Source organism: Pseudomonas allokribbensis (genome assembly GCF_014863605.1).
In the GTDB taxonomy this organism is placed as follows: domain Bacteria; phylum Pseudomonadota; class Gammaproteobacteria; order Pseudomonadales; family Pseudomonadaceae; genus Aquipseudomonas; species Aquipseudomonas allokribbensis.
Genome location: NZ_CP062252.1, coordinates 2,209,961 through 2,234,631, shown reverse-complemented (window position 1 = coordinate 2,234,631; position 24,671 = coordinate 2,209,961). Strand labels below are relative to the sequence as shown.

At 57.0% G+C, this 24,671-nt stretch carries 30 protein-coding genes, 1 tRNA gene and 1 pseudogene; 9 read left to right on the top strand and 23 right to left on the bottom strand.

Translation table 11 applies throughout. The annotated features are described in order from the left end of the window. Positions 1-10 precede the first annotated feature (10 nt). Positions 11-550 (bottom strand): hypothetical protein, encoded by a 540-nt coding sequence (locus IF199_RS10145; RefSeq protein ID WP_192560249.1) that lies wholly within the window; start codon positions 548-550, stop codon positions 11-13. A gap of 127 nt (positions 551-677) precedes the next feature. Here IF199_RS10145 and IF199_RS10140 point away from each other — a divergent pair, with 127 nt between their 5' ends. Continuing rightward, positions 678-1,172, top strand: coding sequence for a hypothetical protein (locus IF199_RS10140; RefSeq protein ID WP_192560248.1), 495 nt, complete (start codon positions 678-680; stop codon positions 1,170-1,172). A 55-nt stretch (positions 1,173-1,227) separates the two neighbouring features. Here the strand turns inward: IF199_RS10140 and IF199_RS10135 are convergent, their stop codons facing one another. After that, complete coding sequence (locus IF199_RS10135; RefSeq protein ID WP_192560247.1) at positions 1,228-1,368, bottom strand: hypothetical protein; 141 nt, start codon at positions 1,366-1,368, stop codon at positions 1,228-1,230. Between the two features lie 112 nt (positions 1,369-1,480). Between IF199_RS10135 and IF199_RS10130 the strand changes: the two genes are divergently transcribed. Both IF199_RS10130 and IF199_RS10125 read left to right on the top strand, forming a co-directional pair. Continuing rightward, on the top strand, positions 1,481-1,693 hold the full coding sequence (locus IF199_RS10130) for a hypothetical protein (RefSeq protein WP_086793184.1): 213 nt from the start codon (positions 1,481-1,483) through the stop codon (positions 1,691-1,693). Next, the gene (locus IF199_RS10125; RefSeq protein WP_192560922.1) at positions 1,693-2,805 is read left to right on the top strand and encodes a tyrosine-type recombinase/integrase; all 1,113 of its coding nucleotides are present in this window, start codon (positions 1,693-1,695) and stop codon (positions 2,803-2,805) included. The genes IF199_RS10130 and IF199_RS10125 overlap by 1 nt, the downstream gene beginning before the upstream one ends. A gap of 89 nt (positions 2,806-2,894) precedes the next feature. Here IF199_RS10125 and IF199_RS10120 read toward each other — a convergent pair. From IF199_RS10120 to thrS, 9 genes are all read right to left on the bottom strand, one after another. Further along, positions 2,895-2,971 (bottom strand) — tRNA-Pro (locus IF199_RS10120). An 89-nt stretch (positions 2,972-3,060) separates the two neighbouring features. Next, a complete protein-coding gene (locus tag IF199_RS10115) occupies positions 3,061-3,417 on the bottom strand; it encodes a MerR family transcriptional regulator (RefSeq protein ID WP_003179985.1) in 357 nt (118 codons plus the stop codon). Further along, complete coding sequence (gene ihfA, locus IF199_RS10110) at positions 3,398-3,700, bottom strand: integration host factor subunit alpha (protein ID WP_002553164.1); 303 nt, start codon at positions 3,698-3,700, stop codon at positions 3,398-3,400. The genes IF199_RS10115 and ihfA overlap by 20 nt, the downstream gene beginning before the upstream one ends. A 3-nt stretch (positions 3,701-3,703) precedes the next feature. Further along, entirely contained in the window at positions 3,704-6,082 is a 2,379-nt protein-coding gene (gene pheT / locus IF199_RS10105; RefSeq protein WP_192560246.1) for a phenylalanine--tRNA ligase subunit beta, read from the bottom strand. Positions 6,083-6,108: 26 nt separating this feature from the next. Further along, positions 6,109-7,125 carry a phenylalanine--tRNA ligase subunit alpha gene (gene pheS, locus IF199_RS10100; protein ID WP_192560245.1) on the bottom strand — a complete coding sequence of 339 codons (1,017 nt, stop codon included), beginning with the start codon at positions 7,123-7,125 and terminating at the stop codon, positions 6,109-6,111. A 109-nt stretch (positions 7,126-7,234) separates the two neighbouring features. Next, positions 7,235-7,591: a 50S ribosomal protein L20 gene (gene rplT, locus IF199_RS10095; RefSeq protein ID WP_007913489.1), complete on the bottom strand. Its 357-nt coding sequence runs from the start codon at positions 7,589-7,591 to the stop codon at positions 7,235-7,237. A 28-nt stretch (positions 7,592-7,619) separates the two neighbouring features. Continuing rightward, the gene (rpmI, locus tag IF199_RS10090) at positions 7,620-7,814 is read right to left on the bottom strand and encodes a 50S ribosomal protein L35 (RefSeq protein ID WP_002553160.1); all 195 of its coding nucleotides are present in this window, start codon (positions 7,812-7,814) and stop codon (positions 7,620-7,622) included. A gap of 60 nt (positions 7,815-7,874) precedes the next feature. Next, positions 7,875-8,426: a translation initiation factor IF-3 gene (infC, locus tag IF199_RS10085; RefSeq protein WP_170929410.1), complete on the bottom strand. Its 552-nt coding sequence runs from the start codon at positions 8,424-8,426 to the stop codon at positions 7,875-7,877. Then, complete coding sequence (gene thrS, locus IF199_RS10080) at positions 8,426-10,348, bottom strand: threonine--tRNA ligase (RefSeq protein WP_192560244.1); 1,923 nt, start codon at positions 10,346-10,348, stop codon at positions 8,426-8,428. Before thrS ends, infC begins: the two co-directional genes overlap by 1 nt. 382 nt (positions 10,349-10,730) lie before the next feature. Here thrS and IF199_RS10075 point away from each other — a divergent pair, with 382 nt between their 5' ends. Both IF199_RS10075 and IF199_RS10070 read left to right on the top strand, forming a co-directional pair. Beyond that, the gene (locus IF199_RS10075; protein WP_096821277.1) at positions 10,731-11,030 is read left to right on the top strand and encodes a hypothetical protein; all 300 of its coding nucleotides are present in this window, start codon (positions 10,731-10,733) and stop codon (positions 11,028-11,030) included. A gap of 292 nt (positions 11,031-11,322) precedes the next feature. Further along, the gene (locus IF199_RS10070) at positions 11,323-11,535 is read left to right on the top strand and encodes a cold-shock protein (RefSeq protein WP_003179963.1); all 213 of its coding nucleotides are present in this window, start codon (positions 11,323-11,325) and stop codon (positions 11,533-11,535) included. 72 nt (positions 11,536-11,607) lie between these two features. Here the strand turns inward: IF199_RS10070 and IF199_RS10065 are convergent. Together IF199_RS10065 and IF199_RS10060 are read right to left on the bottom strand one after the other, a co-directional pair. After that, a pseudogene (locus tag IF199_RS10065) lies at positions 11,608-11,926 on the bottom strand (I78 family peptidase inhibitor). Between the two features lie 166 nt (positions 11,927-12,092). Beyond that, entirely contained in the window at positions 12,093-12,398 is a 306-nt protein-coding gene (locus IF199_RS10060) for a hypothetical protein (RefSeq protein WP_192560243.1), read from the bottom strand. Positions 12,399-12,529: 131 nt separating this feature from the next. Between IF199_RS10060 and IF199_RS10055 the strand changes: the two genes are divergently transcribed. Continuing rightward, positions 12,530-12,742 (top strand): hypothetical protein, encoded by a 213-nt coding sequence (locus IF199_RS10055; RefSeq protein ID WP_085712027.1) that lies wholly within the window; start codon positions 12,530-12,532, stop codon positions 12,740-12,742. A 33-nt stretch (positions 12,743-12,775) separates the two neighbouring features. On the opposite strand, the gene IF199_RS10050 is transcribed toward IF199_RS10055, so the two are convergent. The 8 genes from IF199_RS10050 to IF199_RS10015 all read right to left on the bottom strand — a co-directional run bounded on the left by IF199_RS10050 (position 12,776) and on the right by IF199_RS10015 (position 20,409). Beyond that, complete coding sequence (locus IF199_RS10050; protein WP_192560242.1) at positions 12,776-13,804, bottom strand: nucleoside hydrolase; 1,029 nt, start codon at positions 13,802-13,804, stop codon at positions 12,776-12,778. A gap of 44 nt (positions 13,805-13,848) precedes the next feature. Next, complete coding sequence (rbsD, locus tag IF199_RS10045; protein ID WP_192560241.1) at positions 13,849-14,253, bottom strand: D-ribose pyranase; 405 nt, start codon at positions 14,251-14,253, stop codon at positions 13,849-13,851. Further along, a complete protein-coding gene (rbsK, locus tag IF199_RS10040) occupies positions 14,250-15,167 on the bottom strand; it encodes a ribokinase (protein ID WP_192560240.1) in 918 nt (305 codons plus the stop codon). The genes rbsD and rbsK overlap by 4 nt, the downstream gene beginning before the upstream one ends. 24 nt (positions 15,168-15,191) lie before the next feature. Further along, the gene (locus tag IF199_RS10035) at positions 15,192-16,211 is read right to left on the bottom strand and encodes a LacI family DNA-binding transcriptional regulator (protein WP_192560239.1); all 1,020 of its coding nucleotides are present in this window, start codon (positions 16,209-16,211) and stop codon (positions 15,192-15,194) included. A 3-nt stretch (positions 16,212-16,214) separates the two neighbouring features. Next, positions 16,215-17,192 carry an ABC transporter permease gene (locus tag IF199_RS10030; RefSeq protein WP_025111208.1) on the bottom strand — a complete coding sequence of 326 codons (978 nt, stop codon included), beginning with the start codon at positions 17,190-17,192 and terminating at the stop codon, positions 16,215-16,217. Beyond that, positions 17,189-18,742, bottom strand: coding sequence for a sugar ABC transporter ATP-binding protein (locus tag IF199_RS10025; protein WP_085732496.1), 1,554 nt, complete (start codon positions 18,740-18,742; stop codon positions 17,189-17,191). Before IF199_RS10025 ends, IF199_RS10030 begins: the two co-directional genes overlap by 4 nt. Positions 18,743-18,797: 55 nt before the next feature. Further along, the gene (locus IF199_RS10020) at positions 18,798-19,757 is read right to left on the bottom strand and encodes a sugar ABC transporter substrate-binding protein (protein WP_085712021.1); all 960 of its coding nucleotides are present in this window, start codon (positions 19,755-19,757) and stop codon (positions 18,798-18,800) included. Between the two features lie 202 nt (positions 19,758-19,959). After that, positions 19,960-20,409 (bottom strand): hypothetical protein, encoded by a 450-nt coding sequence (locus tag IF199_RS10015; RefSeq protein ID WP_192560238.1) that lies wholly within the window; start codon positions 20,407-20,409, stop codon positions 19,960-19,962. A 348-nt stretch (positions 20,410-20,757) separates the two neighbouring features. Between IF199_RS10015 and IF199_RS10010 the strand changes: the two genes are divergently transcribed. The 3 genes from IF199_RS10010 (at position 20,758) to IF199_RS10000 (ending at position 23,010) form a co-directional block, all read left to right on the top strand. After that, entirely contained in the window at positions 20,758-21,846 is a 1,089-nt protein-coding gene (locus tag IF199_RS10010) for an asparaginase (RefSeq protein WP_192560237.1), read from the top strand. A 179-nt stretch (positions 21,847-22,025) separates the two neighbouring features. Continuing rightward, a complete protein-coding gene (locus IF199_RS10005) occupies positions 22,026-22,316 on the top strand; it encodes a DUF1654 domain-containing protein (RefSeq protein ID WP_096821268.1) in 291 nt (96 codons plus the stop codon). Positions 22,317-22,320: 4 nt separating this feature from the next. After that, on the top strand, positions 22,321-23,010 hold the full coding sequence (locus tag IF199_RS10000) for an endonuclease (RefSeq protein WP_192560236.1): 690 nt from the start codon (positions 22,321-22,323) through the stop codon (positions 23,008-23,010). Positions 23,011-23,064: 54 nt separating this feature from the next. On the opposite strand, the gene IF199_RS09995 is transcribed toward IF199_RS10000, so the two are convergent. Then, on the bottom strand, positions 23,065-23,976 hold the full coding sequence (locus tag IF199_RS09995; protein ID WP_192560235.1) for a siderophore-interacting protein: 912 nt from the start codon (positions 23,974-23,976) through the stop codon (positions 23,065-23,067). 87 nt (positions 23,977-24,063) lie between these two features. Continuing rightward, entirely contained in the window at positions 24,064-24,432 is a 369-nt protein-coding gene (locus IF199_RS09990; protein ID WP_102621544.1) for a penicillin-binding protein activator LpoB, read from the bottom strand. Between the last annotated feature and the right edge of the window lie 239 nt (positions 24,433-24,671).

The window sequence follows — 24,671 nt, the reverse complement described above, 5'->3', positions numbered from 1 at the left end:
TAATAGCCACCTACTTACCAATCTTATCGCAGTCCTCCATATCTCCAGAGTGTGAATCGTTTTCTGACTCGTTCTCCGTTAACGCAGCCGTATCATAATCATCCATTTTTGAGAAAAATCCGATTACGAAATTTCCCCACCTACAATCAGCAATAGCTTTATATTTATCAAATTCAGCAGCATCTTTAGCATGAACCATGTGATCGAATGCGGTTGACAGACTTGTCACTTCAATAGTCAACGGCATGTCTAAATAAGGAGTTAGAGCCGCCCCCTCTCTCGATAGCTGCAGATACTGACTAATTTTTTTTGATTTAGGTATAACCGCCTCTTCGCCCGCAAACATCCCCACAAAATCTTGATACGCCGCAAAATACGACGAGGCGTGCTGCCTTGCCAACTGTGCGGTCGTTTGATTATTCGCCTTAGTTATACTTTGCACCTGAAGCCTAGCCGCTACGGTTGAAAAGTACCCAGCAATAAGTGCCCCAATCAAAACGCTTATGACCGGCGTCAGGGCATTAAAAGCATTCTGAGAAGTTAACTTCACTATTCCTACCCTCTAACCAACATTCGACAGCAATAAAATTCTCTTGCATCTCATTGTAGGCAAAAAAGCTGGCCACACTCTGAGACTCCCCCTTCAAAGTCAGCCGCTATAGCGGTAAGGACCCCTTATGCTCGATGCAAAAATCCACCACTCACTGAACATACTCACTGCAAGCCAGATGGCGAAGCTGCTCGTCATGCGCAAGGGGCTTGAATTCGGCTACGCCTACACGTTCACCGATGATGATGGGCAGGACAGCAATATCGACAATGCTTTTCTGTCCGCTGCACCAGGCGAACTACTCGACACCCTGTTCGACGAAAACGAGCATGACGACGCCATCAACGAAGTGCGTTATGAGGCTGAGGAAGTTCGCGGCATCGCTTCTTGGTGCCACTACAGTTGGGATCGCAACTACGAGGTCGATGTGAAGGCCTTCATCCTGCCTGATGGTCGTGCTCTTGCCTTTTGTGAGATGAGCGGCGGCGGTAAGCACGGCGAGCCAGACGCCTATCCCTGGGTTGAAGAAGCAAAATTCATCAAGGTCTCCGGCGTCGAAGAGCGCGTCATCAGGACTTACACGTTCGAGGATATTCCAGAAACCTCAGAGGTGACGCCATGATCTTCGCCCCGCTCTACATGGCCTACTTGATCTACAAGGGGCCGTGGCGATGAAATCAGGAGCGTTTTCCAATCGTGAAACCGGCGACCATCAGTACCAGCCCTGGAATCCATAAACCCGGCGCAGTAATCGCAACACCGCAGATTGTCAGCGGCAGCCCGGTTAAGAACATCGGGTTTTGAAATGCCTTTTTCATCGCGTCCCTCTCCTTAAGAACTCATCTCATTTAACCACAAAGCTTGCCGCTTTAAGGCAAGCGGCATACCCCATCACCACCTTCTGCCGCCGCCGGCGGCGTGGAGCATCCCATGAAAAAAGAGCTGATCAAGATCAGTGAGTTCCAGCGCCGTCGCTGGGGCGAGAACGGCACACCCCCGTGCCCCCAAGCGATCCGCAACTACATCCGGAACGGGAAGGTGCCCGGCGAGCAGATAGGAAAACTCTGGTACGTTGACTGGACGGCGTTCAGCAAGTCGGCAGGAAACGACCTGGTCGCAATGGTATTGAAAGGAGCTGCATGATGGTCCCACGGCCGCGCAACAAGGCGAACAAGAACCTTCCGCAGAACCTGTACTTCGACTCGCGGCGTTCGAGCTATCGCTACCGGCGGCCAACCGACGGTAAGTGGTTTCAGTTCGGCACCGACCGAATCAAAGCGATCGATGCCGCGAAGCAGTTGAACCTGGAGTTCATGCGCGGCGCCGACCTGATCGGCGCAGTAATGGGCAGCACATCCGAATCGTTAGCCGGTTTCCTGGACACATACGAGCGCGACGTGCTCCCGCCGCGCGAACTGGCCAAGGGAACGCTCGGGCTTTACGCCGTCCACTTCCGCCGTTTCCGAAAGCAGTTCGAAGGCAAAGCGGTCGACCAGATCACGATCCGCATGATCGCGGAAATGCTGGACGCTCTCACTCCGCGCACTGCCAACCAATGCCGGGCCCTGCTGATCGACATCTTCAACCATGCAGCGGCAAAAGGCTTGTGCCCCGACAACCCAGCGGCCAGCACCATCAACCGCATTGAGAAGAAGCAGCGCAAGCGGCACAACATCGAAGGCCTGAAAGCCATCCGGGAGAAGTCGCCGTTCTGGCTGCAGAACGCGATCGATCTGGCGTTGATCACCGCGCAGCGGCGCACCGACATTCTCAATATGCGATTCGACGGGGTTCGGGAAGGGTTTCTGTATGTGGTGCAGCAGAAGACGGCCAAGGCCAGTGACGCAGCGTGGATTCGGTTCAAAGTGACCGAAGAACTCCAGGCCGTGATCAGCCGGTGCCGGGATGACATCGTCTCTCCATACCTGGTCCACCGCCGCCCCGATCGCAAGAAACAGAAACAGGCACAGACTAAGGATCACTGGACGCAGGTTGAAGAACGGTATTTGACGCGAGCCTTCAAGGAGGCCCGGGAAGCGGCGGGTTGTTACAAGGGATGGAAAGAAGAGGAAATGCCGGGCTTCCACGAAGTGCGAGCGCTTTCGCTGCACCTGTACCAGAAAGCCGGGAAAGACGGTCAAAAGATCGCAGGCCACGCCAGCGAAACCATGACCAAAAACTACCAAAAGGACCACGCTGAAATCGTCTGGTCAGAGGCGATTCCAGACCTCAATATCAGCGAAATCACCGGGTAGTTTTGCGCAAGTTTTGCGCGGGTTTTGCGCAGGCACAAAAAAGCCGATCTGGCTGATCGGCTTAAGTGTCTGATTTTACTCAGGAATTATGGTCGGGACGGAGTGATTCGAACACTCGACCCCTAGCACCCCATGCTAGTGCGCTACCGGACTGCGCTACGCCCCGACTAGGCGTGATACTCGCTCCTCATCTCGAAGAACGCTCAAGAATATATCGCAAGCTTTTGAAAACTGGAAGTATTTAAAAGCAGGAAATTATTTCTTGAGAACCACCAGAACATCTTCGAGCTCGGCGATCATCTGGCGGATCATTTGCTTGTATTGGGTTGTGTCGTCTTTGGCCTCATCACCGGACAGTCGCAAACGTGCGCCGCCGATGGTGAATCCTTGATCGTAAAGGAGCGCGCGGATTTGCCGGATCATCAGCACATCCTGGCGCTGATAATACCGGCGGTTTCCGCGGCGTTTGACGGGGTTGAGCTGAGGAAACTCCTGCTCCCAGTAGCGCAGCACGTGTGGTTTTACCGCACACAGCTCGCTGACTTCACCGATGGTGAAGTAGCGTTTGCCCGGGATGACGGGTAGTTCGTCGTTATGACTTGGTTCCAGCATAAGCCTCAACTCGGGCTTTCAACTTCTGCCCTGGACGAAAGGTGACCACACGGCGAGCCGTGATCGGGATTTCTTCCCCCGTTTTCGGGTTGCGGCCAGGCCGCTGGCGTTTGTCCCGAAGGTCGAAATTGCCGAAACCCGACAATTTGACCTGCTCGTTGTCTTCAAGAGCGTGCCTGATTTCCTCGAAAAACAGTTCTACCAATTCCTTGGCTTCCCGCTTGTTCAGGCCCAGCTCTTCATACAGACGTTCCGCCATCTCAGCTTTCGTCAAAGCCCCCATACGTCACTTCCTTAACGTGGCGTTCAACCTTTGTTCGAGCGAGGTGAGGATATTTTGCGTCGTCGAATTCACCTCATCGTCATTAAGAGTGCGCGATGGATGCTGCCAGGTCAAGCCGACTGCAAGGCTTTTTCTATCAGGATCAATACCTTTACCCTGATACACGTCAAATAGCCTGAGGTCTGTCAGCCATTCGCCTGCATTTTCACGGATTACGTCCAGTACAGCCGAGGCCGCAACGTCTTTGTGCGCAATCAGTGCAAGGTCACGACGTACTTCAGGAAAGCGCGACAACTCGTGGAATTTAGGCATTTTGCCCAACGCCACTTCAGCCAGAACCAGCTCGAAAACGAAGACCGGACGGTCGAGACCAAGGGATTTCGACAGTTCAGGGTGAATCGCACCGATAAAACCGACTTCACGCCCTTCACGCTCGATGCGCGCGGTTTGACCCGGGTGCAGTGCCGGATGCTTGCCCGGAGTGAAGGTGAACGAATCCAGCGCACCGGCAAAACCCAGCACCGCTTCCACGTCAGCCTTGACGTCGAAGAAGTCCACGGTATCGCGACCTTGCGCCCAGCCTTCCGGCAAACGGCTACCGCAGACAACACCAGCCAGCATCGGCTCTTGCTTCAGGCCTTCCAGCTGACCGACGAAGCGCAGACCGCTCTCAAACAGACGGACGCGATCCTGCTGACGATTCAGGTTGTGCTGCAGCGATTTGACCAGACCCGGCCACAGCGACGAACGCATCGCAGCCATGTCATTGGAGATCGGGTTCGCCAACAGCAGTGGTTCAACACCTGGGTTGAACAGCTCGAACTGTTTTGGATCGATGAAGCTGTAAGTGATCGCTTCCTGATAACCGCGAGCAACCAGCAGACGACGCAGCTCCGGCAGATCGCTACGCGCTTCGGCCTTGGCCTGCGGCGCCAGACGAGCTTGCGGGTAACGAACCGGCAGACGGTTGTAACCGTACAGACGTGCCAGCTCTTCGATCAGATCGACTTCCAGGCTGATATCGAAGCGATGGCTTGGCACTTCTACGCGCCACTGCCCTGCTCCCTCGGCGGAAACTTTCAGACCCAAAGCGTTGAGCAGACGCTCGACTTCGGCCGAATCCATTTCCATGCCCAGCATCTGGGTGATGCGCTGAGCGCGCAGAGTGATCGGCGCGATCGACGGCAAGTGCTGCTCGCTGACGGTCTCGATGATCGGACCCGCTTCGCCACCGGTGATTTCCAGCAGCAGGCCAGTGGCGCGCTCCATGGCTTCACGGGCCAGTTGCCAGTCCACGCCACGCTCGTAGCGGTGCGAAGCATCAGTGTGCAGACCGTAGGAACGAGCCTTGCCCGCCACAGCGATCTGATCGAAGAATGCACTTTCGAGGAACACGTCACGAGTAGTCGCGGACACGCCGCTGTGCTCGCCCCCCATCACACCGGCAATCGCCAGAGCGCGTGTGTGGTCGGCGATTACCAGCGTTTCGCTACGCAGGCTGACTTCCTGACCGTCGAGCAATACCAGCTTCTCGCCTTCCTCAGCCATGCGCACACGAATGCCGCCGTTGATTTCAGCGAGGTCGAATGCGTGCAGCGGTTGACCCAGTTCAAGCATCACGTAGTTGGTGATGTCGACCGCAGCGTCAATGCTACGAACTTCGGCGCGACGCAGACGCTCAACCATCCACAGCGGCGTAGGCTTGGACAGGTCAACGTTGCGGATGACACGACCCAGGTAACGCGGGCACGCGGCAGGCGCCAGCACTTCGACCGAGCGCACTTCGTCGTGCACGGCAGGAACCGTGAGAACCACCGGGCGAGTGACCGGAGCGTCGTACAACGCGCCGACTTCACGAGCCAGACCGGCCAGGGACAGGCAGTCGCCGCGATTCGGAGTCAGGTCGACCTCGATGCTGGCGTCTTCCAGATCCAGATAAACACGGAAATCTTCGCCCACCGGTGCATCGGCCGGCAGCTCCATCAGACCGTCATTGCCTTCACCGACCTGCAGCTCGGTTTGCGAGCACAGCATGCCGTTGGACTCGACGCCACGCAGCTTGGCTTTCTTGATCTTGAAATCGCCCGGCAGCTCGGCGCCGATCATTGCGAACGGAATCTTCAGGCCCGGACGCACGTTTGGCGCACCGCACACGACCTGGAAAGTTTCCGTGCCATTGCTGACCTGGCAAACACGCAGCTTGTCGGCGTCAGGGTGCTGCTCGGTACTCAGTACCTCGCCCACCACCACACCACTGAATGCACCGGCGGCCGGCGTAACGCTATCGACCTCAAGACCGGCCATCGACAGACGAGCAACCAGCTCGTCGCGATTTACCTGCGGGCTAACCCAGCCACGCAGCCATTGTTCACTGAATTTCATCCTGCTCTCCTAAGAATTCGTTACGACTAGCGAAATTGCGCGAGGAACCGCAAGTCGTTGTCGAAGAACAGACGCAAGTCGTTCACGCCGTAACGCAGCATGGCCAGACGCTCGACGCCCATGCCGAAGGCAAAGCCCGAGAACTCTTCCGGATCAATCCCGGACATGCGCAGCACGTTCGGGTGAACCATGCCGCAGCCCATCACTTCCAGCCAGCCGGTCTGCTTGCAGACGCGGCAACCTTTACCGCTGCACATCACGCATTCCATGTCGACTTCAGCGGATGGCTCGGTGAACGGGAAGTAGGAAGGACGGAAACGCACCGCCAGTTCTTTTTCGAAGAACACCCGCAGGAACTCTTCGATAGTCCCTTTCAGGTCGGCGAAATTGATGTCGCGATCGACCAGCAGGCCTTCGACCTGGTGGAACATAGGCGAGTGGGTGATATCGGAGTCGCTGCGATACACACGGCCTGGGCAGACGATGCGGATCGGCGGCTGTTGCGATTCCATGGTGCGGACCTGTACCGGCGAGGTATGGGTGCGCAACAGCATGTTCGCATTGAAATAGAAGGTGTCGTGCATCGACCGGGCCGGGTGATGGCCTGGGATGTTGAGCGCCTCGAAGTTGTGATAATCGTCTTCGACCTCAGGGCCTTCGGCAATGCCGTAGCCGATACGGGTGAAGAACTGTTCGATACGTTCCAGAGTCCGGGTTACCGGATGCAAACCACCGGAGGTCTGGCCACGGCCCGGCAGGGTTACGTCAATGGACTCGGCGGACAGTTTGGCAGTAAGTTCGGCTTCCTCAAACAGAGCCATGCGCGCATTGAGAACGCCTGTGACACGTTCCTTGGCAACGTTGATCAGGGCGCCGACTTGCGGACGCTCCTCTGCCGGCAAATTCCCCAGGGTCTTCATCACCTGAGTCAATTCACCCTTTTTGCCAAGGTATTGAACCCGGATTTGCTCCAGGGCATTGATATCTTCAGCGCTTTGCACAGCCTCTAGTGCTTGAGAGACCAGCGCATCCAGGTTTTCCATGTACAGACTCCAGATACAAAATAGGGGAAGAGCTTGAAGGCTCTTCCCCTATTTATGACGTTTACCACCTGACCCCACAGAGGTGAGGCCGGGTGACTGTCGGGGGTACTTAAGCCAAGGTGGCTTTAGCTTTCTCGACAATCGCGGCAAACACCGCTTTTTCGTTCACTGCCAGATCAGCCAGAACCTTACGGTCGATCTCGATGGACGCTTTTTTCAGGCCAGCGATGAAACGGCTGTAGGACAGACCGTTAACACGAGCACCAGCGTTGATACGAGCGATCCACAGAGCGCGGAACTGACGTTTTTTCTGACGACGGTCACGGTAGGCGTATTGGCCTGCCTTGATTACCGCTTGCTTGGCAACACGGAATACGCGCGAACGTGCACCGTAGTAGCCTTTAGCAAGTTTCAGAATTTTTTTGTGACGCTTACGGGCAATGACGCCACGCTTTACACGAGCCATGAGTTACTTCCTCTATTCTTGACTAAAATTAACGAAGGCGCAGCATGCGCTCGACTTTTGCCACGTCAGACGGATGCAGCAAGCTGCTACCGCGCAGTTGACGCTTACGCTTGGTCGACATTTTAGTCAGGATGTGGCTCTTGAAAGCGTGCTTGTGCTTGATACCGTTAGCAGTTTTCAGAAACCGCTTAGCAGCACCACTTTTCGTTTTCATCTTTGGCATGTTCGGATACTCCGCATTCAGTTGATAAACATAATCAGAAGGCCTGCCGTGCCCTGTTGATTACTTCTTCTTTTTCGGGGCGATGACCATGATCAGCTGGCGTCCTTCCATCTTAGGATGCTGTTCGACCGAACCGTACTCGAGCAGGTCAGCTTCAACCCGCTTGAGGAGTTCCATCCCCAGCTCCTGGTGGGCCATCTCACGGCCGCGGAATCGCAAGGATACCTTGGCCCTGTCCCCGTCACTCAGGAAACGTACCAGGTTGCGCAGTTTTACCTGGTAATCCCCTTCCTCCGTCCCTGGACGAAACTTGATTTCTTTTACCTGAATCTGCTTCTGGTTCTTCTTCGCCGCAGCAATCTGCTTCTTCTTTTCGAAGATCGATTTGCCGTAGTCCATCACACGGCAAACCGGTGGGACTGCGTCTGCAGAGATTTCTACCAGATCAAGCTTTGCTTCTTCAGCAATACGAAGCGCTTCATCAATCGAGACGATGCCAATCTGCTCGCCATCAGCGCCAATTAACCGAACCTCGCGTGCCGAGATATTCTCGTTGATCGGGGCTTTCGGTGCAGCTCGTTTATCTTGTCTCATTTCACGCTTAATAATAATTACTCCGAATCTGGGCGACCACGCCGGGAAACCGCTTGCGCGAGAAACTCAGCGAACTGGGCGACGGGCATCGAGCCCAGGTCAGCACCTTCACGAGTACGCACAGCGACAGTCTGCATCTCGACTTCCTTATCCCCAATAACCAAGAGATATGGAACCTTGAGCAAAGTATGCTCGCGGATTTTAAAGCCGATCTTTTCATTTCTCAAGTCAGACTTGGCACGAAACCCGCTTTCGTTGAGAGTTTTTTCGACCTGAGCAACAAAATCTGCCTGTTTATCAGTGATATTCATGATCACTGCCTGGGTTGGCGCCAGCCACGCAGGGAATGCACCTTCGTAGTGCTCGATCAGAATCCCGACGAAACGCTCGAACGAACCGAGGATCGCACGGTGCAGCATGACCGGATGCTTGCGGCTGTTGTCTTCGGAGACGTATTCGGCACCAAGACGCACTGGCAGGTTGAAATCGAGCTGCAAAGTACCACATTGCCACACGCGACCGAGGCAATCTTTCAGCGAGAACTCGATCTTCGGACCATAAAAAGCGCCCTCGCCCGGCTGCAGATCGTACGGAAGGCCCGCGCTATCAAGGGCCGCGGCCAAAGCAGCTTCGGCGCGATCCCACAGCTCGTCGGAGCCAACGCGTTTTTCCGGACGAGTGGACAGCTTCATCTCGACGTCGGTGAAGCCGAAGTCGCGGTAAACATCCATGGTCAGCTTGATGAACGCGGCGGATTCGGCCTGCATCTGCTCTTCGGTGCAGAAAATGTGGGCGTCGTCCTGGGTAAATGCACGTACACGCATGATGCCGTGCAGCGCACCCGACGGCTCGTTACGGTGGCAGGCACCGAACTCGGCCAGACGCATCGGCAGTTCGCGGTAGCTCTTCAGCCCCTGGTTGAACACCTGCACGTGGCAAGGGCAATTCATTGGCTTGATCGCGTAGTCCCGGCTTTCCGACTCAGTGGTGAACATGTTGTCGGCGTAGTTGGCCCAGTGCCCGGACTTTTCCCACAGGCTACGGTCAACGACTTGCGGCGTCTTGATTTCGAGATAGCCGTTGTCGCGCTGCACCTTGCGCATGTACTGCTCGAGTACCTGGTACAGAGTCCAGCCATTCGGGTGCCAGAACACCATGCCCGGCGCTTCTTCCTGGGTGTGGAACAGGCCCAGGCGCTTGCCGATCTTGCGGTGATCGCGTTTTTCAGCTTCTTCGATTCGCTGGATGTAGGCAGCCAGCTGCTTCTTGTCAGCCCAAGCGGTGCCGTAAACGCGCTGCAATTGCTCGTTCTTGGCATCACCGCGCCAGTAGGCGCCGGACAGCTTGGTCAGTTTGAAGGACTTCAGAAAGCGGGTGTTCGGCACGTGCGGACCGCGGCACATGTCGACGTATTCTTCGTGATAGTACAGGCCCATGACCTGCTCATTCGGCATGTCCTCGACCAGGCGCAGCTTGTAGTCTTCGCCGCGAGCCTTGAACACTTCGATCACTTCGGCACGCGGAGTGACTTTCTTGATGACGTCGTAATCGGTATCGATCAGCTGTTGCATGCGCTGTTCGATGGCCGCCATGTCGTCCGGCGTAAAAGGACGCTCGAAGGCGATGTCGTAATAGAAGCCTTCGTCAATGACGGGACCGATAACCATTTTGGCCGTCGGGTACAACTGCTTGACCGCATGGCCAACCAGGTGGGCGCAAGAGTGGCGAATGATCTCCAGCCCCTCTTCATCCTTTGGCGTGATGATTTGCAGCGTTGCGTCGCTGTCGATGATGTCGCAGGCGTCGACCAGCTTGCCGTTGACCTTGCCGGCCAGGGTGGCCTTGGCCAGGCCTGCACCGATAGAGGCGGCGACCTCGGCTACGGAAACCGGGTGATCGAATGAACGTTGACTGCCGTCGGGAAGAGTAATAGTTGGCATGGCGCCTCCTCTCCTAGTGGTGACCCCTACCAAAGGTCACGTGGGTTGGGATGAGCCAGTACAAGATCCGATCCAGGCCATTCAATGACGAACGCCTGCCTTACAGCGGCAGGAGCCTTGCGGCCAACCGGAAAACCGAACCAGAGTGACTGGGATTCAAATCAGAGTATTCGTACGCCGCCGCTTCCGGGACTGAAGGTCATCCGGAGCCTGCGAACGCCCGAGTCGGGCATCCTAGCACAGATGAACGGTCACAGCGGCGAACGAATTGAGCCAGCCCCTGATTGCTCATTTTAACGGTGCGCGGTGAACTTGAGATGTACGGCTAACCTCAAATGGGCTGAGAATTACCCCGAATTACTCAAACCAAGGAGTTTCAGACATGCGCCTTATCCGACTTTTCGCCTTCGCGGCTCCCCTGGCAATGCTGCTGCCGCTGAGCGCTCAGGCTGCCTGGCCTGCGGGCGTGAAAGAGCAATACATGAATGACTGCACCAAAGCCGCCAGCCAAAGCGTCAACCCGACGGTGGCCAAGCAGCACTGCACCTGCGGTGCCGACGTCCTGGAGAAGAAATTCACCTCCCAGGAAATCGCTCAACTGATGGACAAGAACACCCCGCCAAGCGGCGAGCTGGGCCAGCGCGCACTGAAAGAAATCTCGGTTTGCCGAGTGCAGAAATAATCTGTGGCGAAGGGATTTGCGGGCGCTCTGCAGGCCGGAATCGGTCAAAATGACCCTGAATCCGATATTTTACGCAGGTTTTATAGCTTTTTTTACACCCCTTCGTTTCGGCTGAAAGCCGCTGAAACCGGGGGCTGTAGCCATTCAGAATGTCGAAACATCCGCAATATGAAAGCAAACAGCACGTCCGGGGGGCTACCAAAGCGAACATTTCGACTATGATACTCCGGTGTGCCCAGTTGGCCTGAGCAGCACAGTACTACTGAAAATATATGTTTCTTGGAGATACACCATGTCTAATCGCCAAACCGGCACCGTTAAATGGTTCAACGATGAAAAAGGCTTCGGCTTCATCACTCCTCAAGGTGGCGGTGACGACCTGTTCGTACACTTCAAAGCTATCGAATCCGACGGTTTCAAAAGCCTGAAAGAAGGCCAGACCGTTTCCTTCGTGGCTGAGAAAGGCCAAAAGGGTATGCAAGCTGCACAAGTTCGCCCAGAGTAATTTCTCGGCGCACTAAAAAAACCCCGTCCATGTGACGGGGTTTTTTATGGGCGCTACAAAATCCTGTGCGACTCAGCCGCAGCTGGCCCGGGTAACCACCAGATTGCTGTCGGTATTGAGGTTCAGCCGATCAGAACGGTATTCCAGGGTGATCATGTCGTCAGGCTTGAGGAACCGGGCATTCTGCGCGCCGGCTTTTTTTGCGCGCCTGCTCCAGCAATTCCGGCGAAGCCTTTTTGCCGACGGTGAACTCTGCAGCTGTTGCCTCGCAACGACTGTGACCGGTTTCGGCCGCCACGGGATCCTTCTGCGACTCACTGGAGGTTGTGTTGCAGCCAGCCAGCATGGCAACCGCCATCAGAGTACCCAGTGACGCGAGCTTCCAAGGCATGAAGCCTCCTTTTTTCAATAGTTGAGCGAACATCGTGCGACCGCCGATATAGCGTTTGGTTTCATGACTTGCGCCACTCCCCTGCCCCACGATCAGAAAAACGGCGAGTTTGCCTGAGCTACGCCTGATACTTCATCACACAATCGTCACTGAATATGAACAGCGCTCAGTAGACGTCAATGTAGTCATAGGGCGGGTTCGGCCAGTTGTCCTTGAGCGCGTTGAATATCTGCATCACCCAGACCTCATCGCTCGCTGCAACGTTGCCCACATATCCCGAACCCTTGGCCCAGGTTTCCAGACGAAACGACAAGCCATCGATATCCTGACCACCCGTGACGCCCGAAGAGATATACGCAATGCCGCCTTTGGTCACACGCAATTGGGTGTGCTCATCATCACTGGCAGAGGCCAGCATCAGACGCACAGCGTCCAGTGTCAGGCCGCCGGGGGAATTCAAATCGATCTGCACAGCTCAGTCCTTGGTTTTTCGGAGACGACCAAGTGTCGCATAGCCCTGAGCTCATGCCTAAGTCGCAGTGCCAAAGGCCGGACAAAGTGGTTAACTCAAGACTCCAATCCCGTGACCTTTCGAGCCCCATCATGACGACCGTAAGCATCTCAGCCGACATCAAGGCCCACTGGCCACAAGGCCATAGCTCTTACAGTCCGGGCAGCCCGGAGGAATTGGCATTGATCAGCATCGACCTGCTGGTCAAGACACTGGGAACGCAAGCCGCGCAATCATTTATCGCCCAGCTGTTCGAGAAGTATCCGGATGACTTCAAAGGCACATCGGACATCGAGAAAGAATAAAGGCCCGCAGGCTGGCACCTGCGGGCCTGTCGCTTACTTCAGACGTTTCAGGCGTTCGGTCAACAGATCGAAGAAGCCCTGAGCATCACCATTTTCCACCCAGAAGGCATTTTTCGGGGCTTTCAGGCCGTCATACCAGTCGACGATGGTCTGCCCGAAGGTCGGACCTTCACGGCTGTCGACCACCACGTTCACCGAACGGCCGGTGAACAGCTCTGGTTTGAGCAGGTAAGCCACGACCGTAGCGTCGTGCACCGGGCCACCCGGAATACCGTAGTGTTCCATATCGCCCTTGATGTACTCGTTGAGGATGTCGCCGACAATCTTGCTCGCATTGTTGTTCAGCGCCGCGATCTGCTTCAGGCGTGCATCGCTGGTAAGGATCTTGTGGGTCACATCCAACGGCAGGTAAGTCAGTTTCACGCCGCTTTTGAGCACGACTTCAGCCGCTTGCGGATCGGCATACAGGTTGAACTCTGCCACTGGCGTGATGTTGCCGCCGTTGAAATGGGAGCCGCCCATGATGACCACTTCCTTGATGCCCTGAACGATTTCCGGCTCCTGGATCAGCGCCAGCGCCAGGTTGGTTTGTGGCCCAAGCATGGCAATGGTGATGCTGTGCGGCTTGGCTTTTTTCAGGGTGTCGATCAGGTAGTTGACCGCATTGCCTTCAGCCAGGCCTTTTTTCGGTTCGTGCACAGTGACACCCGACAGGCCTTCCTTGCCATGGATGTTCTCGGCGTAGATCGGCGTGCGCATCAACGGTTTTGGCGCGCCGGCATAGACCGGCACCTCTTCGCGCCCTGCCCACTCACGGGCCAGTCGCGCATTGCGAGAGGTCTTGTCGAGACGCACGTTGCCAGCCACGGTGGTCAGCGCGCGAATATTCAGCTCCTCCGGCGATGCCAGAGCAAACAACAGGGCCACCACATCATCGGCACCCGGATCGGTGTCGATGATCAAGTCGATCTTTTCCGCCGCCTGGGCGCCGGTCGCGGTTATCACGGACAAAAGCAGAAGACTCCGGATCAGTTGGTGCATTTTTTGAGCATAGCGGTGCATGGCGCATTCCTTGTGCATATGAAATCGAAAGGGTCTGAACCCGATTAAAATGTTACCCCGGCCACCAACACGATGTTGCAGTACGGCTGACATTCGCCTGTACGAACAATCGCTCGCGCCTGTCGGCTGAGAACCTTGAATTGCTCGTGACTGAGCAGATCGCGTCGCCCGATTGCACCTTCTTCATTCAATGCGTCCAGCGAAGCCAGCGCAGTGGGTTGTTTGTCGAAGATTTCCTGGGCGAGCACATGACTCTCCACCTGCATTTCGCTGAGCACGACCTTCAAGGTGCTGACGAAATCCGGAACACCGTGGGTCAGCGCGAGATCGATGAACTCGACGCCCGGCGGCACAGGCAAGCCGGCGTCACCGATCACGACCATGTCGCCATGACCAAGGGAGGCGACAAGCCGGGACAGCGCGATATTGAGCAAAGGAGTCTTTTTCATGCGGGTTTGAACGCCTGTACGTCGGATGAAGCAGGAATGGACGGCTGGGCACCCGCTCGAGTAACCGACAGCGCCGCAGCTATCTGACCAAAACGAATGGCCTCGGCTTCGGTTTTGCCAGCGGCCAGCGCTGCCGCGAAACCGCCGACGAAGGTATCCCCGGCAGCCGTGGTATCGACCGCCTTCACTTTGGGTGCAGGAAAATGCTGGTAACCCGCACCATTGGCGAACAATGCCCCCTGAGCACCCAGCGTGACGATCACGTTGCCGGCGCCCATGGAAATCAGCTGAGCAGCGGCTTTTTCAGCGCTTTGCAGCGAGTCCACCGGCAAACCGCTGAGGGCGGCAGCCTCGCTTTCATTGGGAATCAGGTAGTCGATGGAGGCAAACCAGTCTGCCGGTAGCGGACGGCTGGCCGGGGCCGGGTTCAGAATGACTGTCTTGCCCAGTTCGCGACCGCGCTTGAGCGCATGACCGACGGTAGCATCGGGAATTTCCAGCTGACAGATGATGACATCCGCCGCCTGCAGCACCGCGTCGAACCGGTCGATCACCGCTGGCGTCATCGAGCCGTTGGCCCCGGCGACGATGACGATCGCATTCTGACTGTTGTCATCGACCACAATCAGCGCCACGCCACTGGAGTCCTCGACGACGCTGACCGCTTGGCAATCGATCTGCTCGGCCAGCAATGCCTCGCGCAATTGCACGCCATAGTCGTCATTGCCGACACAACCGATCATCGACACCTGCGCGCCCAACCGGGCAGCGGCCACCGCCTGATTGGCACCCTTGCCACCCGACACCGTGGCGAACGAATGACCGATCAGTGTCTCACCACCCCGGGGCAAACGAGGCGCCCGGGTGACCAGGTCCATGTTCAGGCTGCCTATTACCACTACATTTGCGGGCATACATCACTACTCATCAATTCGGTTTCAGCGATATTCGGTAAACACGCCAGCCAGCGGCGCAGTCGACTCTCGCAAGACAATACTCGGGGTCACGATCCGCTGATCAGTGGCCAGATCCGGGGTAGCAATTCTTCGCAGCAACACTTCTGCCGCCATCTCTCCCAGTTGCAGGATCGACTGACCAACAGTGGTCAGCGCCGGATACACGTAACGGCTCATCTGGATATCGTCGAAGCCGATTACCGACAGTTCGGCGGGTACGCGCACATTGCGCTCGGCGGCAGCTCGCAATACACCGATGCCAATCATGTCGTTGCCGGCAAAGATTGCGCTCGGAGGATTGCGCTCAAGCAGAGCCGCAGCTGCGTTATAGCCGCCCGTGCTGGTGAAATCGCTTTCCAGCATCCGCGATGGCGGCACTTCAATACCCGCCTCTTTCAAGGCGCGGCAAAATCCGGCCTGACGCATTTGCGCAACACTGGTGCTCGCCGGACCGCCAATGGTGGCGATATCACGATGTCCAAGCTCGATCAGGTGCCTCGTTGCCAGATAGGCGCCATATTCATGGTCGATGCGCACAAGATCGGCGTCCACACCTTCCAGACCCCGGTCAACGATAACCATCGGTGTTTTGACCCCGGACAGCCCCTGCACCAGGCCACTGTCACCGCCAGCGGAGGCGACGATCAAGCCATCGATACGCTTCTCCAGCAACACCCGCAGATAGCTGCGCTGTTTTTCCGGATTGTCGTCGGAGTTGCAGAGAATCACGCAGTAGCCATTACGCTCACAGTAATCCTCAATCCCGCGCGCCAGTTCGGCAAAGTACGGGTTGAGACTATTGGGCACGAGCAAACCAATGGTGGCAGTCGTCTTGGCCTTCAGCGATCGGGCGACGGCGCTCGGCACATAGTCGAGGCTCTTGATCGCCGCCTCGACTTTCAGCCGCACCTCCTGACTCACCGGCCGAGTGTTGTTCACAACATGGGAGACGGTCGTGTAGGAAATTCCCGCAAGCGCCGCCACATCCTTGATCGTTGCCATGTCTCAGCCCCGCCGGCTTGCGCGCTGGCTACGATACGTATCGAGCACTACCGCGATGACGATCACTGCACCGGTGATGATGCGCTTGGTCGGCTCGGTTGCGCCGATCTGCGCCAGACCGGCCGCCAGCACGGAGATGATCAATACGCCGAAGAACGTACTGATCACCGAACCACGGCCGCCCATCAGACTGGTACCGCCAATCACCACAGCAGCGATGACTTGCAGCTCAAGGCCTGAACCGGCGTTCGGGTCGGCAGCTTCCAGACGGGAAATCTGGAACAGCGCCGCGATGCCGGCCAGCAGCCCCATCAGGCTGAACACCAGAATCTTGTACGGTTTTGGGTTGATGCCCGCCAGCCGCACCGCTTCCTCATTGGTACCGATACCGATCAGGTAGCGACCGAACACGGTCCGGGTCAACACCGCTTGAGCAATGAAGATCACCAGCAAGGCAATGATGAACGACGGCGAAATGCCGAAAGCGATCGGGTTCGACAGCCAGGCGAATGAATCACCGATGTAGGCGGTACGCGAACCGGTCATCTGATACGCCAGACCCCGGGCCATCTCCAGTACACCGAGCGAAACGATAAACGACGGAATTCGCCAGGCGACCGTGATCGAGCCAGTCACCGTGCCGGCCAGTGCCGCCACTGCCATGCCAAGCAGCGCAGCCGGCAAGACACTCCAGCCCCAGCCCAGAATTGCCACGCTGACGGTCGATGCCGCAAGCGCCAGCACCGAACCCACCGACAGGTCGATCCCGCCGATGATCAGCACGAAGGTCATGCCCACCGCCAACACCATCAGGTCGGGGATCTGGTTGGCCAGGGTGCTGAAGGTGTTGTACGACAGGAAGTGGCTGCTCATGACCGAGAACAGCGCAACCATCGCCAGCAAGGCACCGGCCAGGCCCAGGTAAGTACCCAGGCCGTAGAAGTTGCCACTACGTTTACCGGCAGAAGATGCAGTTTTCATGGGAGATCCCTAGGCGCTGCTTCGTTGAGCAACGCATCACGTTTTTGGTAGCCGGCGAACGCGGCAGCAAGCAAGTCATCCTGGGTCCAGCTGTCACGCTCGAACGTGTCGATCAGACGCCCCGCCGACAGCACCCCGATGCGGTCGCAGATCAGCATCAACTCGCGCAGGTCGCTGGAGACCACCACCAGCGCCTTGCCCTGCCGGGTCAACTCGCCGAGCAGGTTATAAATGTCGAACTTGGCACCGACGTCGATCCCGCGAGTTGGCTCATCGAACAACAACACCGAACAGTCTCGCTCCAGCCAGCGGCCGATCACGACTTTTTGCTGGTTGCCGCCGGACAATTCGGATACGAGTTGAGTCGGGCTCGAACTGCGGATGCGCATGGCGTCGATCTGCCGTTTGGCCAGAGAGATTTCGTCACCGTTGTTGACGAAACCACCGCTGGAAATTTCCGGCATATTGCCCAGAGCAATGTTGGCGCTGATCGACTGGCTCAGCAGCAGGCCTTCACCCTTTCGGTCTTCAGTGATCAGAGCAATGCCGTTACGCACCGCGTCGACCGGCGAGCGGATACTCACTACCTGCGCCGGCGAACCGAGAGCAACGCTGCCGCTGTCGGCGAGATCGGCGCCGAAGATCAGGCGCAACAGCTCCGTGCGCCCCGCCCCGATCAATCCGGAAATGCCAAAAATCTCACCGGCGCGCACTTCGAAGGACACATCGCGCACCTTGTCGGAGCGAGTGAGGCCTTTGACCGTCAGCGCTGGGGCACCGATATTGCGCGGGCCCATGTCCATGTGTTCGCCCAGTTCGCGACCGACCATCAGGGTGACCAGTTGCTCGCTGTTGTAGTTGGCCATCGGCTCGACGCAAACAAGGTTGCCGTCACGCAACACGGCGATACGCTGCGCAACGCGAGCCAGCTCTTCAAGGCGGTGGGAGATGTAGATGATCGCAACGCCGCGCGCCTGCAGCCGGGTGATCTGCTCGAAGAGCATTTCGACTTCGCGAGCGGTGAGCATCGCGGTCGGCTCGTCGAGGATCAGCACATGGCAATCACCGATCAGGTTGCGCGCAATCTCGACCATTTGCTGGTGACCGATGCCCAGCTCACCGACCAGCGTGTCCGGGTCGATGGCATCCAGGCCGACCTGAGCCATTGCCTCGATTGCAGCTTTGCGCAGTTGTTTGCGACTGATCCAGCCGCCGTTGCTCGGCAGGTTGTCGAGAAACAGGTTTTCCGCCACCGAAAGGGTCGGCAGCAGATTGAGTTCTTGCATGACCATGCGCACGCCAAGCTCTTCGGCCTGGGTACGGCTACCGGGGCGATACTCCTTGCCCTGGAACTGCATCTGCCCGGTGGTCGGGGTTACCAGGCCACCAATGATCTTCGACAGGGTACTTTTACCGGCACCGTTCTCGCCGGTCAGCGCCAGCACTTCACCGCGCATCAGCGTCAAGTCGATGCCGGTGAGCACCGGCTGCGCATAGGTCTTACCGATACCGCTGACCGAGAGGACAGCGTTCGGGGCGGAAACTGACATAAAAACTCTCCATTCGCTCGCCCGGACGGACGAGCGCCATTGTGTCGCCGAAGGACTACTTCTTGGTGACCAGCTCGACCGGGGTTTCGATGACGCCGTTGGCGCCACTGTCGACTTTCTCGCCCTTGATGATTTTCAGCGCGGTCTCGATGCCGAACACGGCCTGTTTGGCGGCGAACTGATCGGCGGTTGCCAGGACACGACCATCCTGCAGCATCGGCTTGATGGCGTTGATGTTGTCGTAACCGACCACTTGTACCTGCCCGGCCTTGCCGGCAGCACGCACAGCGGAAACAGCGCCGACGGCCATGCTGTCGTTACCGGCCAGCAGTGCCTTGACGTCCGGGTACTCGCTGAGAATCGACGCGGCTACCTTGTTGCCCTTGTCGATTTCCCAATCGCCGGACTGCAGGGAAACAACCTTGATCTGCGCGGCTTCCATCGCATCCTTGAAACCAGCGGTACGCTGCTGGGCGTTGGTCGTTGTGGAAACGCCCTCGATGATGCCGACTTCGTCACCGGCCTTCAGCTGCTTGGCCAGGTACTCGCCCACCAGACGTGCACCCTTGCGGTTATCCGGGCCTACGAACGGTACGGAGATATTTTTGCTTTTGATGACAGCCGGATCGAGTTGGTTGTCGATGTTGATCACGGTGATACCGGCATCGACGGCTTTCTTGATCACCGGCACCATGGCCTTGGAGTCAGAAGGCGCGATGACCAGTGCATTGACCTTCGCCAGAATCATCTGCTCGACGATGCGGGTCTGGCCTGCTGTGTCAGTTTCGTCCTTGATGCCGTTGGAGATCAGGTCGAAATCGGCGGAGTGTTCTTTCTGGTAAGCCTTGGCGCCGTCTTCCATGGTGAGGAAGAATTCGTTGGCCAGGGATTTCATGACCAGTGCGACTTTTGGTTTTTCCGGGGACTCGGCGAAAGCCGAAGAGACGGGCAGTGCGGCGGATGCGGCAGCCAACATGGCGACAGCGAGAAGACGTCCAGCGAATGGCAGCTTCATGAGTTCACTCCGATCTTATGATTATTGTGAGCAACGCTTGCGCTGGCGTAAGCTTCGCTGCGTTCCACGACGAGTTCAACTCATCGCGAAGGCCGCGCAAACGTTTGCGTAGACCGAACTATGCGAACCCTGCCCCTATTTGTCAACAATCAGAAATCGGTTTTGATTGTAGGGCGAATCTGCATATTCGCCCCTTGAATGCTCAAGCCGTGGTGTTGACCAGGTTGCCGCCAGACGAACCCTTGGACATTTCCTTGACCAGAGCAGCCGAGACTTCCAACAGCGCACCGCTTGTTTGAGCGATCTCCCCCTGAACGGCCATGACCGCCTGCGACTTCGCTTCCGGAGTCGGATAGCTCGCAGCTTGTGCCGCGGCCAGTCGCTGTTGCTGCTCTTGCAATTGCTTCTGTAATTCCTGCATCCGCTTCAGCAGCATCTTGACGGTGAGGCTCAGGTTATCGCCATCCCCTTCAGCCTTGCTGTCTTCTTGTGCGGGACCGCCAGTCTTGACCTGATTGCTCTCTGGTTTTTCTGCGCCCAGCGCCTCGGTGGAAGCATCCGCTTGCGCTTCACTCATCGCATTGATCGTTGCTGCGGTTTTGCCGCCGATGGTGACGGCACCGGGGTTTGAAAAACCGATCGTCAGTGACATGTGAACTCCCTCAATTCCAGTTTCCTTTACCACGCATCGGCCTGTGGGAAGCTTTCTTTAGCAGAGAATCCAAATCCGGCAACCTCACTTGTCCTGCAAAAGACGTAGTCCTTTTCGGAGAGCCGAACAGGAAAGCCTTCCTTGTTCGGAATACCGGATAAACGATTCAGCCAGAAACTCGTCAACTCATAAAATATTGATATAAATCATCAAGTTAAACATTTCTCTAAAGCAAAGTACGGCTGGTACAGATCCTGCTCCCTCCCTGCACCCCTGGCATTCAGATCGGCCCGGGGCGCATCTAGATGAACCTGCACCAGCACCGTCTCACTACTAGAGAGAAAAATAATGAAATCTGCTTTCAACACATTGGTTCCGGGCGCTTTGGCCCTGTTGCTGCTCCTGCCCTCCGCCCTTCAGGCAAAAGAAGTCGAAACCCAGACCAAACTGGCCAACGTGGTGGTCCTTGCCACAGGCGGCACCATTGCCGGCGCTGGCGCCAGTGCGGCCAACAGCGCTACCTATCAGGCCGCCAAGGTTGGTATCGAACAATTGATCGCCGGCATCCCTGAGCTGAGCAAACTGGCGAATGTGCGTGGCGAGCAAGTCATGCAGATCGCGTCGGAAAGCATCACCAATGAAAACCTGCTGCAACTGGGTCGCCGCGTATCCGAACTGGCCGACAGCAAAGACGTCGATGGCATCGTCATCACCCATGGCACCGACACCCTGGAAGAAACCGCCTACTTCCTGAACCTGGTGGAGAAAACCGACAAGCCGATCATCGTTGTCGGCTCCATGCGTCCAGGCACCGCCATGTCGGCGGACGGCATGCTCAACCTGTACAACGCAGTCGCCGTCGCCAGCAGCAAAGAAGCCCACGGCAAGGGCGTGCTGGTGACCATGAACGATGAAATCCAGTCCGGCCGCGACGTCAGCAAGATGATCAACATCAAGACCGAAGCGTTCAAGAGCGCATGGGGCCCGCTGGGCATGGTGGTCGAAGGCAAGTCCTACTGGTTCCGCTTGCCAGCCAAGCGCCACACCATGGATTCGGAATTTGACATCAAGAACATCAAGAGCCTTCCCGACGTAGAAATCGCCTATTCCTACGGCAATGTCGGCGACACCGCCTACAAGGCCCTGGCTCAATCCGGCGCCAAAGCCATCATCCACGCTGGTACGGGCAACGCCTCGGTGTCTTCTCGCGTCGTCCCGGCCCTGCAGGCTCTGCGCAAGGATGGCGTTCAGATCATTCGCTCTTCCCACGTCAATGCCGGCGGCTTCGTTCTGCGTAACGCCGAACAGCCTGACGACAAGTACGACTGGGTCGTGGCTCACGACCTGAACCCGCAGAAGGCCCGCATCCTGGCGATGGTCGCCCTGACCAAAACCAACGACAGCAAAGAGCTGCAACGGATGTTCTGGGAGTACTGATTCACCCTCGCCCGGTCTCATCCTGACCGGGCACTTCTCTCACCACTCGCCGCTCTGGCGGGTGGTGCAATTACCTACACCGACCTCACACCTTTCCTGCACAAATATTTCGGATGAGCCACATCAAAACCGGAAAACCGCTGTCAGAGGATTTTCTTGATTTTTAAGCAGTTGCGAAAATGCTTACAGTTAAATACTGTATGCACGTACAGCTTAATAAGGATAACCTCGTGGCCACTTCCTCTGATGCTCCCGATGCTTACGAACGCATGGGCATGCGTGTTCAAAAGATCATCAATTCCCCCACCGCACAAAAAGCCAAAGCCGCTCTGATCTTCCGTCTCCCGGATGAACCGATGGATGAGTGGGAGCGCCTGCTGGAAGAGATCGACGAGAACGACAACGTCACCCTCGCCTATCGGGACGATGGTGGCGTGCAGATTTTCTGGGTTGTACCGAAGGAAGATTGACTCAATGATTGTCCGTTTTTTTGCTTTGCTTTTACTCTTCATTTCTCTTGGCGCCCACGCTGGCGCGCCCCGCACATTCAACGAGGCCAAGAAGATCGCCTGGAAGCTGTACGCCCCACAATCCACCGAGTTTTATTGCGGGTGCAAATACACGGGCAACAAGGTCGACCTGGCCGCTTGCGGTTATGTACCGCGTAAAAATGCCAAGCGCGCCTCCCGCATTGAGTGGGAACACATTGTCCCGGCCTGGGAATTCGGCCATCAGCGCCAGTGCTGGCAGGACGGCGGACGCAAGAATTGCACGCGCTATGACCCGAGCTACCAGAAAGCCGAAGCCGACCTGCACAACCTGGTTCCCAGCATCGGCGAAGTCAATGGTGATCGCAGCAACTTCAGTTACGGTTGGCTACCGGTCGAAAAGGGTCAGTATGGCTCCTGCCTGACCCAGGTCGACTTCAAGGCGAAGAAGGTCATGCCCCGCCCTTCGATTCGCGGCATGATCGCCCGCACCTATTTCTACATGAGCAAGCAATACGGCTTGCGCCTGTCGAAGCAGGATCGCCAATTGTATGAAGCGTGGGACAAGACGTACCCGGTGCAAGACTGGGAGCGCCAGCGCAATCAGAGCGTGGCGTGCGTGATGGGTCGCGGCAACGAGTTTGTCGGGCCGGTGAACATGAAAGCCTGCGGCTGATCGTTCGCGCAAAAGAAAAGGCCTCGCGCTGCAAGCTCGAGGCCTTTTTTGTGGTTAGCTGCCGGATTTGTTGTAACGCCAGTAGCCCATCAGATTGAGTGATTCGCGAGGAATACCGCGCTCCTTGATCAGGTATCTGCGCAAATTCATGACCGCAGCGGACTCACCGGCGACCCAGCCATAGAAACCGTCAGAGGCGGTTTCAGCGATTTCCCAGAGAATCTCCTGATCGATATCGACGTCAGCCAGCTCTATAGCCTGATTGACCATCGATGCGTCGACAGGTAGCGCCGCCTTTCGCACCGCCTCCACCATCAGCGTCCCGGCAACCGTCGCTCCCGCCTGCTCTCGGATCAACCACTGCACCGAAAGGCCAGGCCAGTCCGGGACTGCAAGCATATCCTGGGCACCGTCGACCTCGAAGAACACTTGAGTCTGGGGTGGTTGTGCAAGCGCTGCCAGCTCCTCGAGAATCCCCATCGCGGCGGGCAATGCCGTTGAGTCGGCGACCAGCAAAAGCTGCTGGAGGGTTTGTGGAGGCTTCCACTCAAAGCCACCTGCCTCCTCGGCCGAGAACCGGCAATCGGGCGCAAGAATCTGCATCGACTCTCCCGGCTGCGCCCGAAGAGCCCAGCGCGAAGCCGGCCCGGTTTCGCCATGCAGTACAAAGTCGATGTCGACTTCGCCCTGATCGGCACGCAAATGACGAATGGTATAGGTGCGCATCGCCGGGCGCCGATCCGCCAGCATTGAGCGGAAACGAGCGTACCAACCCTCACCCTGAGAGAGCCGGGCTGGCGAACCGTCCGCAGCCGGAAAAAACAGTTTGACGCGCTGATCAGGCGCCCAGGTTGCCATCTCGGCAACAGCCGGGCTGGCGAGCGTAATCCGCATGAGATGCGGGCTCAGCTGACGCTTGTGACGTAAAACGACGTCGAACAACTTGTAGGGGCTGGCGGAGGCCATGCGGAGCTCCTTCTGAGAATCCTCGGTAACTCCTGTAAAAACGAATCACACCGGACTCCCTTTAGTCAGCTCCGCTGAAAGGAATGCTTACTGCGCTGCGGTACGTTCGATCACCAGCGTCTCGATGTTCTGCTTTTTCGCCTTGATCAGCGCCGCATTCACATCAGCCTGTTTCGCATCGGCTTCGGCCTTGGAATTGAATGGCCCCAGCAGGATCCGGGTTTTCCCGCTGGCATCCTTGATGACATTGGCGATAAACGCATGCTCGATCAACCACCCGCTAAGATCACTGACAGCCTGAGGCGTTTCACCGCGCACCTCCAGATCCCACTGCGGCCCGGACACGGCTGCCGGCGCTGCCACCGCTACCGATTTTGGCTTTTGCGCATCCACGCTCTTGCCTTCACCACATCCCGCCAATGCCAGTGCTGCGACTACCCAGACCAATTTGCGCACAACGCTTCCCTCTGAATTCTCGAAAGGGAGATCTTAACATTCGCGAATACTTTCAGAGCCCCGCAAAATGGGCACAAAACAACGAGATTGATGAATGCAGCACCTGTATAGTTACGCGCTGGGAATTAATGCCGCATCTGCGCGTCAGAAAGAGGCACCCAAACCGTGAGACTTCGCACTAATCTATACGTACCACCGACCTCTGCACTGTCTGAATCAGGTGCCCTACAAAGCAATCA

Bases quoted from the DNA above. Each gene is read 5' to 3' on its own strand.
- IF199_RS10140 (WP_192560248.1), top strand. From the start codon at position 678: ATGCTCGATGCAAAAATCCACCACTCACTGAACATACTCACTGCAAGC.
- IF199_RS10135 (WP_192560247.1), bottom strand. From the start codon at position 1,368: ATGAAAAAGGCATTTCAAAACCCGATGTTCTTAACCGGGCTGCCGCTG.
- IF199_RS10130 (WP_086793184.1), top strand. From the start codon at position 1,481: ATGAAAAAAGAGCTGATCAAGATCAGTGAGTTCCAGCGCCGTCGCTGG.
- IF199_RS10125 (WP_192560922.1), top strand. From the start codon at position 1,693: ATGGTCCCACGGCCGCGCAACAAGGCGAACAAGAACCTTCCGCAGAAC.
- IF199_RS10115 (WP_003179985.1), bottom strand. From the start codon at position 3,417: ATGCTGGAACCAAGTCATAACGACGAACTACCCGTCATCCCGGGCAAA.
- ihfA (WP_002553164.1), bottom strand. From the start codon at position 3,700: ATGGGGGCTTTGACGAAAGCTGAGATGGCGGAACGTCTGTATGAAGAG.
- pheT (WP_192560246.1), bottom strand. From the start codon at position 6,082: ATGAAATTCAGTGAACAATGGCTGCGTGGCTGGGTTAGCCCGCAGGTA.
- pheS (WP_192560245.1), bottom strand. From the start codon at position 7,125: ATGGAAAACCTGGATGCGCTGGTCTCTCAAGCACTAGAGGCTGTGCAA.
- rplT (WP_007913489.1), bottom strand. From the start codon at position 7,591: ATGGCTCGTGTAAAGCGTGGCGTCATTGCCCGTAAGCGTCACAAAAAA.
- rpmI (WP_002553160.1), bottom strand. From the start codon at position 7,814: ATGCCAAAGATGAAAACGAAAAGTGGTGCTGCTAAGCGGTTTCTGAAA.
- thrS (WP_192560244.1), bottom strand. From the start codon at position 10,348: ATGCCAACTATTACTCTTCCCGACGGCAGTCAACGTTCATTCGATCAC.
- IF199_RS10075 (WP_096821277.1), top strand. From the start codon at position 10,731: ATGCGCCTTATCCGACTTTTCGCCTTCGCGGCTCCCCTGGCAATGCTG.
- IF199_RS10070 (WP_003179963.1), top strand. From the start codon at position 11,323: ATGTCTAATCGCCAAACCGGCACCGTTAAATGGTTCAACGATGAAAAA.
- IF199_RS10055 (WP_085712027.1), top strand. From the start codon at position 12,530: ATGACGACCGTAAGCATCTCAGCCGACATCAAGGCCCACTGGCCACAA.
- IF199_RS10050 (WP_192560242.1), bottom strand. From the start codon at position 13,804: ATGCACCGCTATGCTCAAAAAATGCACCAACTGATCCGGAGTCTTCTG.
- rbsD (WP_192560241.1), bottom strand. From the start codon at position 14,253: ATGAAAAAGACTCCTTTGCTCAATATCGCGCTGTCCCGGCTTGTCGCC.
- rbsK (WP_192560240.1), bottom strand. From the start codon at position 15,167: ATGCCCGCAAATGTAGTGGTAATAGGCAGCCTGAACATGGACCTGGTC.
- IF199_RS10035 (WP_192560239.1), bottom strand. From the start codon at position 16,211: ATGGCAACGATCAAGGATGTGGCGGCGCTTGCGGGAATTTCCTACACG.
- IF199_RS10030 (WP_025111208.1), bottom strand. From the start codon at position 17,192: ATGAAAACTGCATCTTCTGCCGGTAAACGTAGTGGCAACTTCTACGGC.
- IF199_RS10025 (WP_085732496.1), bottom strand. From the start codon at position 18,742: ATGTCAGTTTCCGCCCCGAACGCTGTCCTCTCGGTCAGCGGTATCGGT.
- IF199_RS10020 (WP_085712021.1), bottom strand. From the start codon at position 19,757: ATGAAGCTGCCATTCGCTGGACGTCTTCTCGCTGTCGCCATGTTGGCT.
- IF199_RS10015 (WP_192560238.1), bottom strand. From the start codon at position 20,409: ATGTCACTGACGATCGGTTTTTCAAACCCCGGTGCCGTCACCATCGGC.
- IF199_RS10010 (WP_192560237.1), top strand. From the start codon at position 20,758: ATGAAATCTGCTTTCAACACATTGGTTCCGGGCGCTTTGGCCCTGTTG.
- IF199_RS10005 (WP_096821268.1), top strand. From the start codon at position 22,026: ATGCTTACAGTTAAATACTGTATGCACGTACAGCTTAATAAGGATAAC.
- IF199_RS10000 (WP_192560236.1), top strand. From the start codon at position 22,321: ATGATTGTCCGTTTTTTTGCTTTGCTTTTACTCTTCATTTCTCTTGGC.
- IF199_RS09995 (WP_192560235.1), bottom strand. From the start codon at position 23,976: ATGGCCTCCGCCAGCCCCTACAAGTTGTTCGACGTCGTTTTACGTCAC.